Annotated in this window: 12 protein-coding genes; 1 reads left to right on the top strand and 11 read right to left on the bottom strand. The window is 37.6% G+C overall.

The annotated features are described in order from the left end of the window. Window positions 1–23: 23 nt before the first annotated feature. From ACFSAH_RS01340 to ACFSAH_RS01330, 3 genes are all read right to left on the bottom strand, one after another. The gene (locus tag ACFSAH_RS01340) at window positions 24–1,208 is read right to left on the bottom strand and encodes a FecR family protein (RefSeq protein WP_379660884.1); all 1,185 of its coding nucleotides are present in this window, start codon (window positions 1,206–1,208) and stop codon (window positions 24–26) included. A 295-nt stretch (window positions 1,209–1,503) separates the two neighbouring features. Continuing rightward, window positions 1,504–1,884 carry a type II toxin-antitoxin system VapC family toxin gene (locus tag ACFSAH_RS01335; protein WP_379660883.1) on the bottom strand — a complete coding sequence of 127 codons (381 nt, stop codon included), beginning with the start codon at window positions 1,882–1,884 and terminating at the stop codon, window positions 1,504–1,506. After that, complete coding sequence (locus tag ACFSAH_RS01330; RefSeq protein ID WP_379660882.1) at window positions 1,881–2,171, bottom strand: hypothetical protein; 291 nt, start codon at window positions 2,169–2,171, stop codon at window positions 1,881–1,883. The genes ACFSAH_RS01335 and ACFSAH_RS01330 overlap by 4 nt, the downstream gene beginning before the upstream one ends. A 255-nt stretch (window positions 2,172–2,426) precedes the next feature. Between ACFSAH_RS01330 and ACFSAH_RS01325 the strand changes: the two genes are divergently transcribed. Further along, window positions 2,427–3,029 (top strand): RNA polymerase sigma factor, encoded by a 603-nt coding sequence (locus tag ACFSAH_RS01325; protein WP_379660881.1) that lies wholly within the window; start codon window positions 2,427–2,429, stop codon window positions 3,027–3,029. Window positions 3,030–3,088: 59 nt separating this feature from the next. Here the strand turns inward: ACFSAH_RS01325 and ACFSAH_RS01320 are convergent, their stop codons facing one another. The 8 genes from ACFSAH_RS01320 to ACFSAH_RS01285 all read right to left on the bottom strand — a co-directional run bounded on the left by ACFSAH_RS01320 (window position 3,089) and on the right by ACFSAH_RS01285 (window position 17,997). Next, the gene (locus ACFSAH_RS01320; RefSeq protein ID WP_379660880.1) at window positions 3,089–5,482 is read right to left on the bottom strand and encodes a glycoside hydrolase family 32 protein; all 2,394 of its coding nucleotides are present in this window, start codon (window positions 5,480–5,482) and stop codon (window positions 3,089–3,091) included. Between the two features lies 1 nt (window position 5,483). After that, window positions 5,484–6,641: a sialidase family protein gene (locus tag ACFSAH_RS01315; RefSeq protein ID WP_379660879.1), complete on the bottom strand. Its 1,158-nt coding sequence runs from the start codon at window positions 6,639–6,641 to the stop codon at window positions 5,484–5,486. Between the two features lie 75 nt (window positions 6,642–6,716). Next, window positions 6,717–8,780 (bottom strand): beta-N-acetylhexosaminidase, encoded by a 2,064-nt coding sequence (locus tag ACFSAH_RS01310; RefSeq protein WP_379660878.1) that lies wholly within the window; start codon window positions 8,778–8,780, stop codon window positions 6,717–6,719. 24 nt (window positions 8,781–8,804) lie between these two features. Next, a complete protein-coding gene (locus ACFSAH_RS01305) occupies window positions 8,805–10,022 on the bottom strand; it encodes a sialidase family protein (RefSeq protein ID WP_379660877.1) in 1,218 nt (405 codons plus the stop codon). Window positions 10,023–10,065: 43 nt separating this feature from the next. Next, window positions 10,066–11,007, bottom strand: coding sequence for a DUF5017 domain-containing protein (locus tag ACFSAH_RS01300; RefSeq protein ID WP_379660876.1), 942 nt, complete (start codon window positions 11,005–11,007; stop codon window positions 10,066–10,068). Window positions 11,008–11,017: 10 nt separating this feature from the next. Next, window positions 11,018–12,856, bottom strand: coding sequence for a RagB/SusD family nutrient uptake outer membrane protein (locus ACFSAH_RS01295; RefSeq protein ID WP_379660875.1), 1,839 nt, complete (start codon window positions 12,854–12,856; stop codon window positions 11,018–11,020). Between the two features lie 9 nt (window positions 12,857–12,865). Further along, window positions 12,866–16,357 carry a TonB-dependent receptor gene (locus tag ACFSAH_RS01290; protein WP_379660874.1) on the bottom strand — a complete coding sequence of 1,164 codons (3,492 nt, stop codon included), beginning with the start codon at window positions 16,355–16,357 and terminating at the stop codon, window positions 12,866–12,868. Window positions 16,358–16,683: 326 nt separating this feature from the next. Continuing rightward, the gene (locus ACFSAH_RS01285; RefSeq protein WP_379660873.1) at window positions 16,684–17,997 is read right to left on the bottom strand and encodes a sialidase family protein; all 1,314 of its coding nucleotides are present in this window, start codon (window positions 17,995–17,997) and stop codon (window positions 16,684–16,686) included. Between the last annotated feature and the right edge of the window lie 68 nt (window positions 17,998–18,065).

Genomic DNA, 18,065 nt, shown 5'->3' with positions numbered 1-18,065 from the left:
AACTGTTATAGCTACAATAGCTGCTATTGCATAACAATTACCCTCCTTCCTTTACCAGAGGCATCCCCCGGAACTATTTTAAATTTTATAGATTCTGTTAATTCAAGATTGGCAAGCAGTTCAGATATACTCTTTGTACGAGAGAATGTTCCCCAGAACGTTTTCCCCTTGACATCTCCCCTGTATTCTACTTCCACATCGTACCAACGAGATACTTTTTTCATAATACTTTCTATATCTTCGTTATTGAATCTGAAATAACCATTTTTCCAGGCTATCGCTTCTTCTATATTCGCTGCAGACACTTCAATATTATGGTTAGCATAAACTGATTGCTCTCCCGGTTTTAACTTTGCGTGACTTGTTTTGCCTGATATATTAACCGAACCTTCCAAAAGTGTGGTAATAATAGAAGTATCATCCTGATAGGCTGAAACATTAAAATGTGTTCCTAAAACCTGTACTTCCATATCTTTCACTTTTACTTTGAAAGGTTGCTTCGTATTTTTAGCGACTTCAAAATAACCTTCACCTATTAATTCTACACTTCTTTCCTGACCTATAAATTGAGCAGGATATTTTAAGGCAGAAGATGAATTAAGCCAAACCTTTGTACCATCAGGCAGCACAATACGATACTCTCCTCCTCTTGGCACAGCTATTTCATTATACTTTATGTTGTTATCTTTTGCTAAGCGGTCTGTGTTATACACCAATTGTCCTTCGCTGGTTTTGCTTATTTCTGAAGCACCTTCATTGGCTATTACTCCATTTTCGATATCTTCAAGTATGATCTTACTTCCGTCTGCCAGTGTTAACACCGCTTTATTATTTCCGTCAGATAATACGTCCTGACTAACCAGGTTCTCTGTTTGTGGTACTGATTGCTGACTGGCTAAAAAGAGATATATACCCAATGACATAAACACCAAAACAGAAGCCGCTACCGCTATTTTACGCCATAAATGCGACACTTTATTACCCTCTTTTATTTGCCGTTGGATATTTTGATACATATCAAGAACCTTCTGATCCGACAAAATTTCCTCTTCTCCATTGTAAGGAATCTGATCAAGTGCATCGGCGATAAGCTTTTTCAGCATACTCTCGTCCTTCGCTTCACTAAAATGCCCGAACAGCAGACCTATTTCTTCTGCTGTACACTCATCCATCAAATATTTATTAAAAAGTTCTTTTAGCCTGATCATTGGTTTATAATATGCCTTTCTATAACTGATACGCTTGGGACAGAATTTACATTGAGTCTTATTTTAAAAAAAATCAAAATAAAACACATACAACTGATAATCAATAAGATATTTTATAAATAATTGTAAAATCTGCTTGAATTTATGTTATAAGAATATTTATAACCTCGTTTTAAAAGATAACACCACGTCTGCCTCAAGAAAACATAACAACTTATCCCGAGATCCGGAAAATCAGAACTCTCAAAAGCATAGGCAAATTATTAGATAAACCTTAGACAGGGTCCTATATAACCTATACCAAAAAATTTGATACGTTAATATTTGGAATAAATTGAAAATCTTTAAGGTTATAGGTCTTTAGTTCAATATCATAAATTAAAGCTGTAGCTGCAATAAAGGTATCAGATAAACCTATATGATGAGAGAGTGCATATTTTTGTGATAGCTGCAAAGCCAGATTTGCTATCTTCTCATTGATGGGCAGCATAAAAAATCCCTGCAATTCTTTTTTGATCATCAGAAGCTCAGCCTTATTAAGCACTCCCTGATAAAGCTCCATAGCGATTACAGTATTTATTGCAAGATTCTGCTTTCCCTCTCTTTCTATAAAAGTAACTGCATCTGTTTTTCTTTTTAGAAAATCTATTAAAACAGATGTATCAATCAATATCATGATTTTCGCCAGGTATTTTTACGGAGATTATCGACGAATGCAGCCGTATCTTCTACATGTGAAAACAAAACTGTTTCTTCTGCAACGATATCTTCCTCTCCATTTGTATCAATCAGATAGCCATGTTCTTTAGGATTTAGCTTTTGATAATCCAACCCCTCATTACCTGCAAGTAAAGCATCGGCAAGCAGATCTTTTACCAGCTCTTGTGTGCTCTTACCTATCAAACGAGCTTTTTCTGCAATACGCTTTTCCAAATGACTGTCGTTTATGTTTACCGTAAGCATATTTTTCGAGTTTGTATCAACACTTACTCAAATATAATGATTTATATTTAGTAAGATAAATTGCCCTGCTACTCAATTATTCATTTCAAGAGACAGGGTTGAAACATGAATATTAAATAATATAATCAGATTTTTCGTCGATACAAACTTTCATTTTTCACCAACCGTCTTTACTATTAAAACCTACATTTAGGATATTTGAAAAGAATATTTATAAATTTATGCTGCCATTATTAAATTAAGTAAAAACAAAACATGACAGTTTTAGAAGAAGTTCGCCAGAAAGAGCTTATCAGGTTATTAAACCTTGGTAACGAAACTGCTTTTAACGAACTTTATAAAATCTATATCAAACCTGTCTACAAAAAAATCTTGTTTATTGTTAAGGAAGAAGAAATCGCAGAAGAGCTTTCACAGGATCTTTTTATAAAAATATGGCAAAAAAGAAAAGAGATCGATCCTGAAAAATCCTTTAAATCTTTCTTATATACCATAGCCCATAATCTGGTATATGATTATTTACGTAAAGTTGCAAGAGACAAGCAATTACTTAACAGTTTAATGGTAAATGCTGTTGACTATTATTTACATACCGAAGAAGTTTTTCAAGCCCGGGAAACTCAAAAAATATTGACAGAAGCTATTGAGAAACTTCCCCCCCAGGGTAAACAAGTATTTACCTTGTGTAAACTGGAAGGGAAGAGCTACGAAGAAGTAAGCCGTTTAATGGGCATAACTGTTGCTACGGTAAACAGTCACATGGTAAAATCAAGCCGTTTTGTTAAGGAATATCTTTACAGAAACCTGGACGCAGATATATTGATGACTATTGTAGTAGCTTCAGTGTTATTACATTAAAAACAGCAAAACCTTTTCTAAAACAGATCTTTCACAGACCCTAAACTTAATTATCTTACTTACCAGATACTCTCTAATTTATAAACATCCAATTGCTCTACTAAAGCCTCTGAACCTGTAGTGTTAAATACCAGCCTGGTATTTCTAGCATCCAGATTTGCATTCACGGGGATAAATACCAAACCATCATTTACAAATAATTCCACACTTGCTTTATCTACAAAAGCATGAATCTTCAACTTTCCATTTTCTAGTGGCAGGTCTATCGTCTGATCCTTATAGACAAGCTTCCCGGAAGATGGCATATAAGTAAAAATCACCCCTCTGATGTTAATCGTCAGCTGACTTGCCTGTTGTGGTTGTATAATTGCCTCCAGCTCATAAACCTCAGATCGGATATCCTTAGTTAAAGACCTGGAAATAACCTCATTCTTATAAGTAGAATGTTCCTTTCTCAAGGATTTAAACTCTTCTACAGGTATTCTAACAATCCTTAGTCCCTGAGAGGTACGCACCAATTTTATTTCCATTGGAATACTAAATGACTGGCTAAAGTTCATATTCACCTGATCGGTATTGGTACGGAACCAGCCCATTTCTACCTTTCTTCCCTTCGGTTCATTACTAAACTGCTGGCTGGCATAATAGCCTTTTCCTATTACGCTCTGCAGTCGCTCCTGTTCCGCTTTAAATTCTCTTCCGTTAAATGTACCAATAGCATACTGTCCGTCTGCACAAACAAGTATCCATTTTCTTTCATTTGGATTGCCCTCTACTGGTAATTCATAAAATTCAGGGCATTCATACATATAACGGTCTTGTCCTTTCCCACCTACATAAACGCTAGTTTCTTCCCAATCAATCATATTGGTAGAGTTAAAAAAACGCATAGTATGCAATTCACCTTTTTCTTCCACATATAATACCATTATCCATTTTTTGCTTGGTTCGTGCCACAACACTTTTGGATCTCTATTAAAAGGACTTACCCCCTTTAATACCGAACGTCCCAATTTTTCAAATGTTCTTCCATCAGTAGAATATGCTAAAGTCTGGGTACGCGGAATGCCCGTTGCCGTGTAATAAAGTATCATTGGATCCTTTCCTGTTTTAGAAAGTCCGCTGGTATTTCCCACATCTACCACTCCTCCTCCGCTAAACGGGTCCCCCAACTCATCAGGATAAATAGCTATATCCAACTCTTTCCAATGTACCAGATCTTTAGATACCGCATGTCCCCAGTGCATATTTCCCCATCTGGTACCATAAGGATTATGCTGATAGAACAAATGATATTCTCCATTATAAAAAGTCATTCCATTAGCATCTGTACTGCACCCATTTTTCACAGAATAATGTATCTGACCTCTATATTTTTCGTGGTACAACAATTCATCCTTAGGTTTTTCATCCAGCTGTTTAATATTGGCAAAAGCAGACGAATTAAACGGCAGCGAATCTACAGACATCGTAAAAGCTTTCCCCTTAATTTCATTGATATCCACATAAGCATACCAGTCGGGAGTTTCATTGGCCAACTCTACAGAAAAATTCCTAAACCACTTTCCATCAACATCTATCCTTACCCCTCTTTTTGTAGCCTTATTTTTCACCGGAATTTGTAACCATCTTTTGGTAGCAACAAAGCTTTTCCGATAAGCTACATATTGTGAATTTTCTATAATCTCTCTTTTCCGTTGAGACTTAGATAAGGTTTCTAAATTGTGCACAACAAAATTTCCTAAATCTGTCATGCCATTAATAGCATGAGCCTGAACATGAAACTTAAATCCTGACAAGGGTACATCTGGCGACACCACCTCTCTTTCATCAAACACCTTATTTTCGCCGATCCATAAATCCCATTTATCGTTGGCTAACTTTTCTTTGCTTTTATTTGGGGCTGTATAAAACTGATCCTTACCCGTATTATTTATCACAAACGTAATTTGCTGTTCTCCAGAAAACTCGTCACTTAAATTATTTTGGTTATCAGACACCTTAAATTTTCCGGATCCCGTATAATGAAACGAGAATTTACTATGTACATTTTTAGCGTCGTCAGGTAGCTTTGCATCATTAGAAAAACCATCCCCTACGAAAAAAAATGCCTGCTTGTCATTCGGGTGAACGGATTCATTTTCCGATATACGGTAACTGAAGCTAATATATAGAAAATCTGAATTAGCGTTGAATTTGCCAGATTTTACCAGTTGAGCCGAAGCTGGTCCCGTTTTTACAAACCTTAACAATCCCCCATTAATTATTCCAGACCTCTGGGTTCCATTACTACTGATATAAGTAAATTTACTGTTCCCCGGATCATCAGCCTTGATATATTTGGATATTCTATCTCCGTAGTTAAAAAATTCAAATTTTTGCTCAAATATTTGGCCATAACTCCCCTGTGTCATGATCATAAACATGACTATAAAAAAACACGTATTCTTCATTTTATAATTGCTTTAAGCGCTTTCTTTGATATTTTTTAAAATTGTCTATACGATGAAAGGTGATATAATTAGTGTTATGGAAGTTCCGCGCCCCTCCTTTCAGATCATCGTAAGCAGTACGAGAAAGAAAGATGATATCTTTTCCATCAAACACCCAGTCTGCATATTGAAAACCATGTTTTTTATAGTCGGGGTGAAATAACAATTCCTTGTGCATATCCCATTTCTTTAAATCAGCAGAAGAACACAGAACCAATGTATTTCGTATCCTATCCATTTGTTCTTTTCCTCTATATGCTACCGGTACGTAATTGACCAATGTCCAATACCTTTTTGTCTGACTATCGTATCTGACCGTAAATTTTTTACTTCCACCCGGCAGGTCAATAAAATCTTTAGAGGCATCAAATGCTATGCTTCCATCGGCTTTAGCATGTATAATGGCTGCGTACTCTTTATCTTTACTTAAAGTATGTACCCGTATCAGGTTTGCCATCTCTCCATTTTTATCTATAACCGCATTCCCTTCCAGCCAACCTTTAAACTCATGATTCAGATAGCTTTCATTATACCAGGCCGTTTGTGTTCTTTTCCAGCTTTCTGCCTTCAATAAATCACTGTCAACAGAAGCCGATATTAAAAAAGCGCCATATCTTTTAGGCCATTCTGTACCACCTTCCGCATCTTCCAAAGCCCGCCACAAACGTCCGTTATGTTCTACAATTGGTGTTGGTGCACAATGGAATTTACCTTGCACAATAGTACTTGGTTCTGTCCAGGTATAACCACCATCTGTCGATTTCCTGATTACATAATTGTTATGCGCCTGTATAGTTCCAATAAAATAGATACTGCCTTTATGTAAAAACAGGGCCGACCAAAACTGTCTTAATCTGGCAATTTCTTTCCAGCTCTTTCCCTTATCTGTAGATTTATAGATAACAGATTCATCTTCCGAGGTCTTTTTTCCAAAGAAATCATGTGCTGCCAAATAGCTGCCATCAGGCAGTATACAAATACTGGGCGAACCAAGGTATTTCCCAGTTGAAGCAGGGTTATAGGCGACAACAGTACCTGGTGGAGTTTCCGTTTTTTTCGCAAAAGCAGATGTACCCGCAAGCACAAATAAGTAAAAACAAAAAGCACTTAAATTTTTCATATATTTTAACAAATAACACATTATCATCACTTCAAAAAGGGCATTTAAAATATCCGTTAGGGGTAAAAAGGCTTTTTAGTTATCCTTTTGCACTAAATCCAATAATTTTTCTGTTGCTTTAATCAGCACTACAAATTCAACATTGGCTCGTGGTTTAGCCGCCTCTTTAAAAAATGCACCATACTCTTTAAGCTGTGTTTCCGATATCTTCTCTTTTTCTTTGAGCTTACCCTTTGATTTTTTCTGTAAATAGCTCACAAGTCCGGATCCTATCTCAGATAACCTTTTCAAGTTTTCCGATACGGGCTCCAGTTCCCTGGTCGCCGGAGCAAGACGCATGGTGTTTTTCAGGTTTTCGTGATTAGCTATCCATATCTGGTACTGTCTTTTTATGCTATCTGCTAAATGAGATGCAGATGTTGCTACAAAGTCATCTATCAGATAAGAAAATTCTCTGGCAACCTTACTATCTGGACGAGCTGCATCTGCTGCCATCATTAGTGGCGTATAGGTATAATAAGTTATGCCCTGCTTTCTTCTCGAAAGGCCTTTCATAGGTTCAACCACATCCACCAAAGTTTTAAGAGCTACAATATCTGTTCCGTTTGCCAATCGTTTTAACATAACCTCATAATTCTTTTTATGGGCTATTCCTAAGAACTCTAGTTTGTTGTTGAGTTTATCCAGCCTTCTGTACATATCTCTGACATCCCTTATTTCTTGAGCAGACCATAGCCTTTCTGCTATTGCAGCCGCAGAAGGCCATATTCTGGAATCTATGGTTTCTGCCGTTGCCAATTCAGTCCACATCGCAGCTTCGCCTCCATAAATATTAGACAGCTCATTTGCAGCTAGGTCTTTACTTTCCGACAAAGGATCGTTCAGATAATAATCCTGAGCACTATGTAATAAATCAATATAAAAACCATGAGAAAGAATTACAGGATAACCTTTTTTTGCTGCCTCATTAAGAGATTTTTTGCCTCTCCACGAATGAATCATAATATCTTTAGAGATACCCGGTTCCAAAATTTCATCCCAGCCCATCATTTTCTTTTTATACCTGGATAATATATCCTGAAGGCGATGATTAAACTGAGTTTGAAGCTCCGTATTACTCTTCAGGTTATGACGCTGTTTGTATTCCTGAATTTTTGGATTAGCATCCCACTGCTTTCCACTATTTTCATCGCCTCCTATATGAATATATTCATCAGGAAACAATGCCGTCATTTCTTTAAAAAATTGATCTAAGAAAGGGTATAGGTTTTCATTCGTAGGATCCATAGTCGGTGCCGGCTCAAAATGACTGTACTTTGTTTCTATTTCATAAATCCGTTGTGCACTGGCATATTCCGGATAACCAGGAAACCAACTGGACGCATGTCCCGGCATATCAAATTCTGGCACTACTCTTATGCCTCTGTCTGATGCATAATTTATAATATCTTTGATCTGTTCCTGAGTCAGGTATTTCCCGTTCGAACCTTTTTCATGCAGTTTCGGAAAGCTCTTACTTTCTATTCTAAACCCCTGGTCATCGGTCAAGTGCAAATGAAGAACATTCATTTTTACCGCAGCCATAGCATCAATATTTCTGATGATAACTTCATAAGGGATAAAATGCCTTACTACATCTATCATCAAACCTCTCCAGGGAAAACGGGGAGCATCGGTTATTTCTATGTTAGGGAAGTAAAAACCTTTTTCATCGGCCTGCACTAATTGCAGCAATGTTTCCAATGCATACATGGCTCCTAAATCTGTTGTTGCTTTAACCTTTATTTTCCCTCCGCTGATAGCAATACTGTATGATTCATCTTCTTTCAAAACAACTTTAGCCGGACGACTGACTTCTATGTTTAATATTGCTCGCGCATCTGTTACCGTAGAGGTAATCTGATCTTGCTTAAACCATACAATGGTCTGTTCATCCAGCCTTCTTAGAAATCTTGTTGTTGCTTTATATAACCTAACATCTGGATTCCCGTTTATAGAAAGTCGGAAATTACTGTCAAGATATAACTTCCCCTCTTTTCTTTCTACCTTTTGAGGCATGGGCATTAAATCCAGAAGCTCTTGCGAATAAGCTACATTTGTAAATATGAATAAAAGCAATAACCCAAAAAATCTCTTCATAACGTATCTTCTTATAAATTTTTCTTAATGAATTGTTTTTGTTAAATATTTCCTGAAATTTCTGAGGGTATGAAAAGTCAAAAAATTAGCGTCATGATAATTTTTAGCGCTTTCTTTTCCATCATGATAAGCTGTTCTTGATAAGAACACCAGGTGCTTTCCTTCAAACTCCCAATCCACATAATTAAAACCATGCTTAACAGGGTCTTCATGATGCAATAATACCTTATGCACTTTCCAGTTGATAAGATCTGTAGAAGATATCAGCGCCTGAGTATTCCGTATTTTGTCTAGTTGTGTTGCGCCACCTCTGTATTTTGCGGGAACATAATTAGCTATCGAAATATAGCTTTTAGAAACAGGGTCGTATTTAATGCTAAACTTTTTGCCTCCTCCGGGGAAATCGATAAATCCTGTATTCGGGTCAAACTGACTCTTACTTCCATCTGCTGTTATTTTAACCAGAGCTCCTTTTTCACTCAATTTATCTTTAGGATGATGTACCCTTAACACATTTAAAATGTTGTTACCTGGAGAAACAACCGCATTTCCTTCTATCCATGCCCCAAAATTTCCATTTAAATAGGTTGAATCATACACCAACGTATTGGTATGTCGCCAGTTAGAAGCGTCAAGCAAATCTGAACCTTCTTTAACAGACATCATGAAAGTCCCATACCTTTTACCCCATTTTTTGATAGGGCCATCAGCCCTTTCCATGGCTCTCCACAAATATCCTTCATGAGAAATTACAGGAGTAGGAGCACAATGAAACTCTCCCTCCATCAGTAACCCGGATCTGGAATCCTCAGGACTTGTCCAGCTCTTTCCTCCGTCAACAGATCTTCTGATGATAACATTTCCATGGTGTTTATCTGTCCCTATAAGATAAAGCTGGTTTTGATATAGAAAGGGCTTCGACCAAAACTGCCCATTTATAACCGCTATTCTTTCCCAGTTTTTCCCTTTATCTTTTGAACTGTAAACAGATGTAATAGCTTGTACAAATTCATTGGAATTGGGACCAAATAGATCATGAGTCGCAATATAGTTTCCATTGGGTAAAATACACATACCGGGAGAACCTATATACCTCCCTGAACTTGCAGGACTATAAGCCACCACTCTTCCCGGTACCTTTTTATGTTTTTTTTGCGCATAGGCATTAAAATATACCAGTAAGGACAGGGCAAAAAGAATTCCCTTCAGACAATTTTTCGTTGTCTTAAAAATATTAAACATGATTAATGAAATGATTTAATAAAATCTAATCCCGATACTTCACTTATGGAGCAACATGTATGTTTACCTCTCTCAGCACCTCTTTTCTACCCGCTGCACTCTGATTAATTGCCTTAAAAACCACCTTATAATCTCCGGCCTTATTGTAAATCTTTGTATAAGTCTTCGGCATAGCATTAGCCATACTTTTAACGCCAATAGCCCGGTCCGGTCCGGCATCAACAACTGGGGTTATCTGAATGGGGTTACTTATCACCCAATCCTCAGTAGTTTCTGTCACATAAGAAGCTCCCGTACTATTTCTCAGGGTCATTTGCGGAGGGTTAGTTGCATCCAGCGAAGCTCTTCCAGGCATTTTATTCGCTGATGAGAATAAAGTCCAGTTATCTACTGCCTGTGAGAATACCGTTTCTTCCTTATCCAGTTCATTAATAGCGAACAATTTAAAATTCCGCACCCTGTTCAGGTTACCAGTGCCATAAACATTCTGGTTACGAACCAGATGCCTTACGGCAAAATAAATAGTACTCGGCTCCGACATATCTAAATATTCAGTAATATCTCCATAACCACTACTTATCCATTGCCTGTTATCATCGGGAGTAGCCGTTCTTAACCTATCATTAAGCTCAATCATAGAAGGTCTGGCTGCATCTACACCTGCCATACTGTAATCGCCGTTAAACTCTTTAAGCAGGTAAATATAAATCTGATCCCGCTGTGTCCCGTCTAAAGCGTGAGACTCAAAGATGACGTTAAATTTAGAAGACATCATTCTACCATTAATAGAATCGTAATTATGTCCTACTTCTCCCGTATAAACAGAAATAACATCTGCGTCTCCTTTAAAATTAAACAAGACCGTATCGCCCACATGATAGTTTTGCTTAGATAGCTCTACCTCAAAGTCCGGCATGGTTATCTTTTCTAATTTCTGACATGAAAAACATGTAAAAACTATTAATACTAATAATATCGTTCTCATTGCTATAAATTTAATATCCTGGATTTTGAGTCAGTTTAGCGTTTACCCCAATTTCAGAACCGGGTATTGGCCATAAAACATCCCTTTCCGATGCATTTCCAAAATAGGCCTTGGCATTGGTAATACTGGAATAAGCGACAGCCGAATTTGCATCTGCCAAACTTTGCTTCATCTTAGTCACAAAAACACCCCATCTTACCAAATCAGCCTTCCTCATATTTTCAAAAGCCAACTCTCTTGTTCTTTCTGTATAAAGCATTTCCCTGAACGACACCTCATCAGCTGTTTGTACTGGTGTTAAATCCGCATCAGTTATCTGGGTTAATACAGCAGTTGCAGTTGCCCCTGTACCTGCGCCTCCTGTTATGGTTATTACAGGTGCAGTTTTAAATTTCCTGCCGGCATTGGTTATGTTTATTGCACTTACTTTACCACTGGCTATAACCGCTGTAGCCGTAGCGCCCACACCGTCTCCTCCACTAATAGTTACTGTAGGAGCAGAAGTATAACCACTACCTCCATTGGTTACATTAATTTGTTTCACGCTTTCAGAAACAGCACCTGCGCCGTTTAAAAACTTACCATAACCTCTCCTTCTCACCAGATTAACTGCATCTATAGCATCCTGTGTTGGCCCATTGAGTTCATTTTCTGCTTCGGCAAACATTAAAAGCACATCAGAAAAACGCAGAATAGGATAATTTTGTGGAGTACGACTGGCATGTTTTGGCCTTAATGTTTCTGAGGCTCTTCTGAACTTCCCTATAAACCGGTTAAACAAATACGCTCCCTGAGCATAATAAACTTCATTATCTGTACCGCCGGTATAGGTAAAAGGAGCAATAGCCCAATCTCTTCTCTGGTCGCCATTGCCAAAAGTATTATATACATAGGCTGTGGTTTGCAGGTAAGCAAACGCCTGTCCTACATTGGTTTCCGTATTGGTAACATTATTATTCATGATACCATTATGGTACCCAACAAAACCACCTAAATTGGCATATATTCCCAGCCCATTTCCAAAAAATTCAATCTCAAAAAGGCTCTCTCCAATATCATATTTATCAGTAGCCAATTTCACAAAAACATCTTCATAGCTATTATTAAGTTTATGTGTTGGATTGTCCATTACCTTTTTTGCCCATTTCTTCGCCTCTTCATACATAGGTCTGCCAGCATTGATGGGCTTGCCCGCCATATACAAACAAACTCTTGCCAGCATTCCGTAGACAGCAGATTTATTCGCTCGCCCGCCATTACCAACTTTAGTAATGTCTTCTACCAGTTCAGCAGCCTGTTCCATGTCGCTTATAATTTGTCCATACACCTGTACAGCAGGAGTTCTGGGTACCTGAATATCATCTACACCAGATGTTTCTATGGGTTGTAAAATCAATGGCACATCACCAAAATTCTGTACCAGCATGAAATAGAAAAAACCGCGTAAAAACAAAGTCTCTCCTTTAATAACAGCTCTTTTCTCCTTACTTACATCAACTGCTTTATCTATGTTTTTAAGCAACATATTTGCCCGGGTTATACCCGCATAATAATCTCTCCAGAAGTTAAGAATCTTTTCGTCATTAGGCCCCGTCAGGTAATTTGATACAGAATTCTGATCCCGGTAATTATAAACCTCATCAGCATCTAAACCCACCCTACCTAAATTATTAAGAAAAGTACCACCCTTGATAAAGGTAGAATATACGCCTGTCAAGGCTGTATTTAATTCCTTTTCTGTATTATAATATTGTTCAGGAGATAGAAAATCTTTAGGTTCTACATCCAATATATTGCATGAACTTAATGTGGTAAAAAGTACAAGCACTAAATATTTTAAAGCTTTCATAATGGTCAATTAAAAAGAAGTCTTTAATCCGAAAGTAAACATCCTCATTCTGGGATAAGATGAATAATCTAAGCCTGGAGTTAACGCACTGTTTCTGGTTGAAACCTCAGGGTCCATACCCGAATAGTTTGTCCAGGTATACAGGTTTTGTCCCGATGCGTAAAAACTCAGACTGTTCACTTTAATTCTATCAGTTATTTTTTTAGGTAATGCGTAAGACAAAGCAACTGTCTTTAGCCTTAAATAGGAACCATCTTCAAGGGTTCTGGTACTGTAATAATTGCTTGCCCCTTGTCCTTTGGTTTTGGGAATATTACTGTCCTGATTTTCGTAAGTCCAGCGATCAGCATAAGATGCAAATTGATTCAATGCTGATCTGTTAGCATCATTCCCTTCCAGATAAATACGGTTGGCATTCATGATGTCATTACCATAAGACCACTGAAAAAACACATTCAAACTGAAACCTTTGTACGTGAAATTATTATTAAAACCGCCCGAATGAATAGGTAATCCCCGCCCTATAATCACATTGTCCTCTGCATTTACAATACCATCACCATTAACATCCACATATTTAATATCTCCGGGCTGAACAAGCTCTCTCTTTGAACCATGTGTATTAGATGGTACCTCCTTTTTAAGTACATAATTCCTGTTTTCGTGAGCAATAGAAGGATCACTATTATTTTGCCAGGTAAAATCATTAATTTGATATAAGCCATCAAACAACAAACCATAAAATTGTGCCACAGGGCCTCCTATCTCCGCAATAAACAGGTTTGTACTTCCGTAATTACCCCAGCCCACAGGGCGTAACAGTCTGGTCTGATCTTCTGCCAGTGCCAATATCTTATTCTTGTTGAAACTGATGTTAAAATCAGACTCCCAACCAAACGATTTACCTTTGATATTTACAGTAGACAAAGAAATCTCTAAACCCTGATTGCTTACTTTTCCGACATTTTTATAGATACGGGTATACCCGGTGGTATAAGGAACATTTGCCTCCAATAACAAATCAGAAGTTACTTTTCTGTAAACATCTATGGTAGTCGTTATCCTGTTTTTAAGAAAAGAAATATCCAATCCTAAATCGGTCTGCTGGGTGGTTTCCCATTTCAGTGTTTTATTACCAAACGTCTTAAGCTGGATACCCTGACTTACCGTATTACCAAAAGAATAATAAGCACCATAAGGCAATTCCATCTGTGAATAAGTTGCAAAATCATTTATCCTGTTATTTCCCGTAAGTCCCCAGCTCATTCTTAATTTAGCATCACTAATGGCATTGATAGATTTTACGAAAGATTCGTTCTTAACTTTCCATGCAAAGGCTGCTGAAGGGAAATAACTCCATCTGTTTTCCTGAATAAACTTGCTCGACCCATCTGCCCGCATGGAAGCTGTAAACAAATATTTATCTCTCAAATTGTAGTCTACCCTACCCAAATAAGACATCAATACATTCTGGGTATGAAACGCTGCATTAGCACCGGGTGTCCCTTCTTCCAAACCATATATTCCCAAAAACTCATTAGGAACCTGTTCACCGGTCAGTCCAAATCTCCTAATCTGATCGCCCTGTAATGTCCAACCTAATAAAGCTGTTAATGTTTGTCTGTTTTTAAGTTTCGGTCTATAGGTAAGTGTATTTTCATTAACCCATGATTGATATTGAGAGAAAGTAATCCCTCCGTTAATTCCTTTTGTGTTTGCAGTTGAAAGGGACGATCCCCGTGAAGTCATGGAATTATAGAAACTATTTTGCTCTAAAGTCCTTCTGTTAATCCCTGCTTTGATTTTAAAAGTCAGGTTATCCAGTATTTTGTACCAGGCATTTCCATTAAAATTAAAGCTCTCATTCATCCGATTATTTTGCGAATTGCTGTAATCAATAATTGGATTAAAACGAGCATCGTTTCCATCATTATCTATAAAAGATTCTTCAATATCTACTGTACTGCCATATCGGTTTAATGGTCTATATCCCCATACTCTGTATAGTAAAAAACTGGCATAAGGTTGCACACCAGAAGTACCTGTAGAAGCCAGATCTCCATAACTTTTATCCCTGGCGTAATTGATAGACATATTAAAGGACAATTTTTTATTAGCTTTATGGTCAAAAAAAGCTCTGCCCTGATACCTGCTAAAACCCGAATTGATAATTGCCCCTTCCTGGTTTACCGCATTTCCAGATATAGAAAACTTGGTTGAAGTATTTCCTCCATTAATAGACAAACTATGGTTTTGGACATTGCCATTCCTAAAAAGCTTATCCTGCCAGTCTATACCGGGTACATCTTTATAATAATCAAGAGTAACACCATTTCTTAAATAAGCCTCTTCTGCATATACAGGATCAAATTCGTTCTGATACTTTACAAATTCATAAGGATTCATCAAATCCATTGTTTTGGTTACCTGTTGTACGCCGTAATGCGTATCGTATGCAAAGGTTGTCTTGCCTACCTTACCATCTTTAGTTTCGATAACAATAACACCATTAGCTCCGCGTGATCCATAGATAGCAGTAGCCGATGCATCTTTTAACACACTCATAGACTTGATATCCTGAGGGTTGATAGATGCCAGACTGGGATCTTCCATCGGAAACCCATCTATAACATAAAGCGGGGAATTGCTTTGCGTTAATGAATTACCACCTCTGATCACAATATCCATTCCTCCTCCCGGCTGTCCCTCATTACTACTTACCTGTACCCCAGCTATACGCCCGGCCAATGCCTGGTCTATAGTAGCTACAGGAGCTTTTTGGATATCTTCCATCTTCACTTCCCCTACCGACCCGGTTAAATCTCCTCTTTTAACTTCCCCATAGCCAATAACTACAACCTCATTTAGAGCACTGGGTCTGCTCTTTAGTTTTACAGTTCCATCTTTGAGGGTTCCTGCCACAAGACTGATAGAATTGTAACCCAGATAAGAAAAGGTAAGCGCATCTGATTTTGACACTCGGATAGCATAATTACCGTCCTTATCTGTCAATGTAGCCCTGTTTGTAGTTCCTTTAAGAGAAACCGCCACACCAATTAAAGTTTCGCCGGTACCCTCATCTAAAACCTTCCCTTTTAAAATATAGGTTTCCTCCTGTTTGGAGGGGGTTGTACTAGTAACTGTCTTTTTGTTCAGGACAATAACTTTATCCCGACGTAATTCATAACCTATGTTTCTTCCTTTTAAAATATGATCCAGTACATCATTCAATCTGGCATCTTTAAAATTTAGGCTTACTCTGTCTGCATCATTTAACAGCTGACTGTTATAAAACACGGTTAAGCCCGTATTTTTTTTAATTTGCTGAAATGCCTGTGCAAGGGTAATATTATTCCCGGCTATACTTAATCTTATTTGGTCGCTTCTTTCCTGAGCTACCACCTGAAGGGTAAAGAGGACAGAAACCATAATTGTTACCCTCTTTACTAATTTTTGAAAAGAACGATAGTTTCCCATTCTTATTTCATCTGATTTTTGCATTAATTCTATTAGGTTACCTGGTTAAAAGTTCTACCCCAACTACACGGATATAATTAAAAGGGGTGAAGATGACTAGTAAAATTTTCTATTATAAAATATTTTGGGGATAAACAACCAGTATAAAGTAGCCTGACAACAAGAACCATCAGACATTATCTTTCTCTAAGCTTCTGCACACAAGCATACACTTTTACTGGTAGTACAAACCAATGAATATCTCCTTAGGTGTAAGAGAGAAGATGTCTGAAAAATTAAAATGTCAGGGCTGAATCAAATTCAGAATAACCAACTTAAGATCTTTCCGGACACCTTCCTCTCTGCATCTGCTACTTTTTAAGATCTTCTGGTGTCAACTTCCTAAAATCCTCTATCCTGCCAAAAGTTATCCGATTAGAGTCATGCGCCCTCGGCACACCTTCACCATAAGCAGTTCTGGATAGATAAATAATATTTTTACCATCAAATTGCCAATCAGGGTACTGAAATCCGGTTAATGCAATAGATTCTTTCTCAGAAAAACCCTGATTATCTTCCATCAATGTTTTGGCAGGGTACCAATTTCTTAGATCTTTAGAAGCATAGAGTGATAAAACATTACGTTGATTAGCTTCTTTTCCGTTGGTATTATTATTTACCATTGCCCAATAAACGCCTGTTTTATCATCTTTACGAATAACAAATTTACTTTGTGCCCCCGGGAATTTGATAAAATTATCAGGCGTAAAAACAACCTTTTTACCCTCATCTACAATTTCCACCATGGCAGCCCTATCATAAAATGGCGTAGAATTAACCCTTAATATATTCCACAATCTCCCATCCGTACCTTCCACCATATTCCCTTCCAACCAACCAGTTGTAGAGAAAGATTTGGGTGGATCCCATGCAGCAGCATCAAAACTTAATTGATTACTCATAGTCCATTTTGAAGCATCTAATAAATCGTCATTCTCGTCAATAGACACCACCAAAACCCTGTACCCTCTCATTCCTCTTACCGTATTATCTTCTACATTTTCAAAAGCGCGGTACAAACGCCCTTTATGCTTAACCACAGGAGTAGGCGCACCATGATATCTTGGAGCTGCACCATTAATCCCTTCTTTAAACAACAGTCCGGTTGATTCATTAATTGGGCTTGTCCAGCTTTTTCCACCATCGTCTGTACGTCTGATAGCAATACTCCCATTAGCAGAAGTTGTACCCAATAAATAAATTTTTCCTTTATGTTCAAACAAATTAGCCCAATACATTCCGTCAATATCAGAAATATGCTTCCAGCTCTTGCCTTCATTAACAGACTTGTAAACACTGGTTTTATTAGAACGTCCCAGATTATCCTTTGGCCTGTTGGCTCCAAAATAGTCCAATGTCACTAATATTTCTTTTTTGTTTAATCTTAAAATAGACGGGCTACCCAGATAAATTTTTGTAGCAGGATCCTGATATTTTACCTCGCTTATCCACAACTTATTTTTAGATGCGTCTTTTTTATCCTGAGCAATGGCACCAGGCTGATCAAAAAATAACATCAGAAATCCGATCATTAACCATAATGACCGCTCTACCCCACTGCCCAATTTTCTACCGTATAAAACGAATAAATTTAAGTAGTCGCACTTCGACATCTCCTTCTTCATAATAAAATTTAATGGTGTGTATCTTTTAAAACAAACAACACCCGATGATGGCAATCGGGTGAAGAATG

Origin of the sequence: Pseudopedobacter beijingensis (assembly GCF_042678145.1) — a bacterium.
Taxonomy (GTDB): domain Bacteria; phylum Bacteroidota; class Bacteroidia; order Sphingobacteriales; family Sphingobacteriaceae; genus Pseudopedobacter; species Pseudopedobacter beijingensis.
Note: the sequence above shows the minus strand (reverse complement) of the source record. Positions and strands in the feature narration are given on the sequence as shown.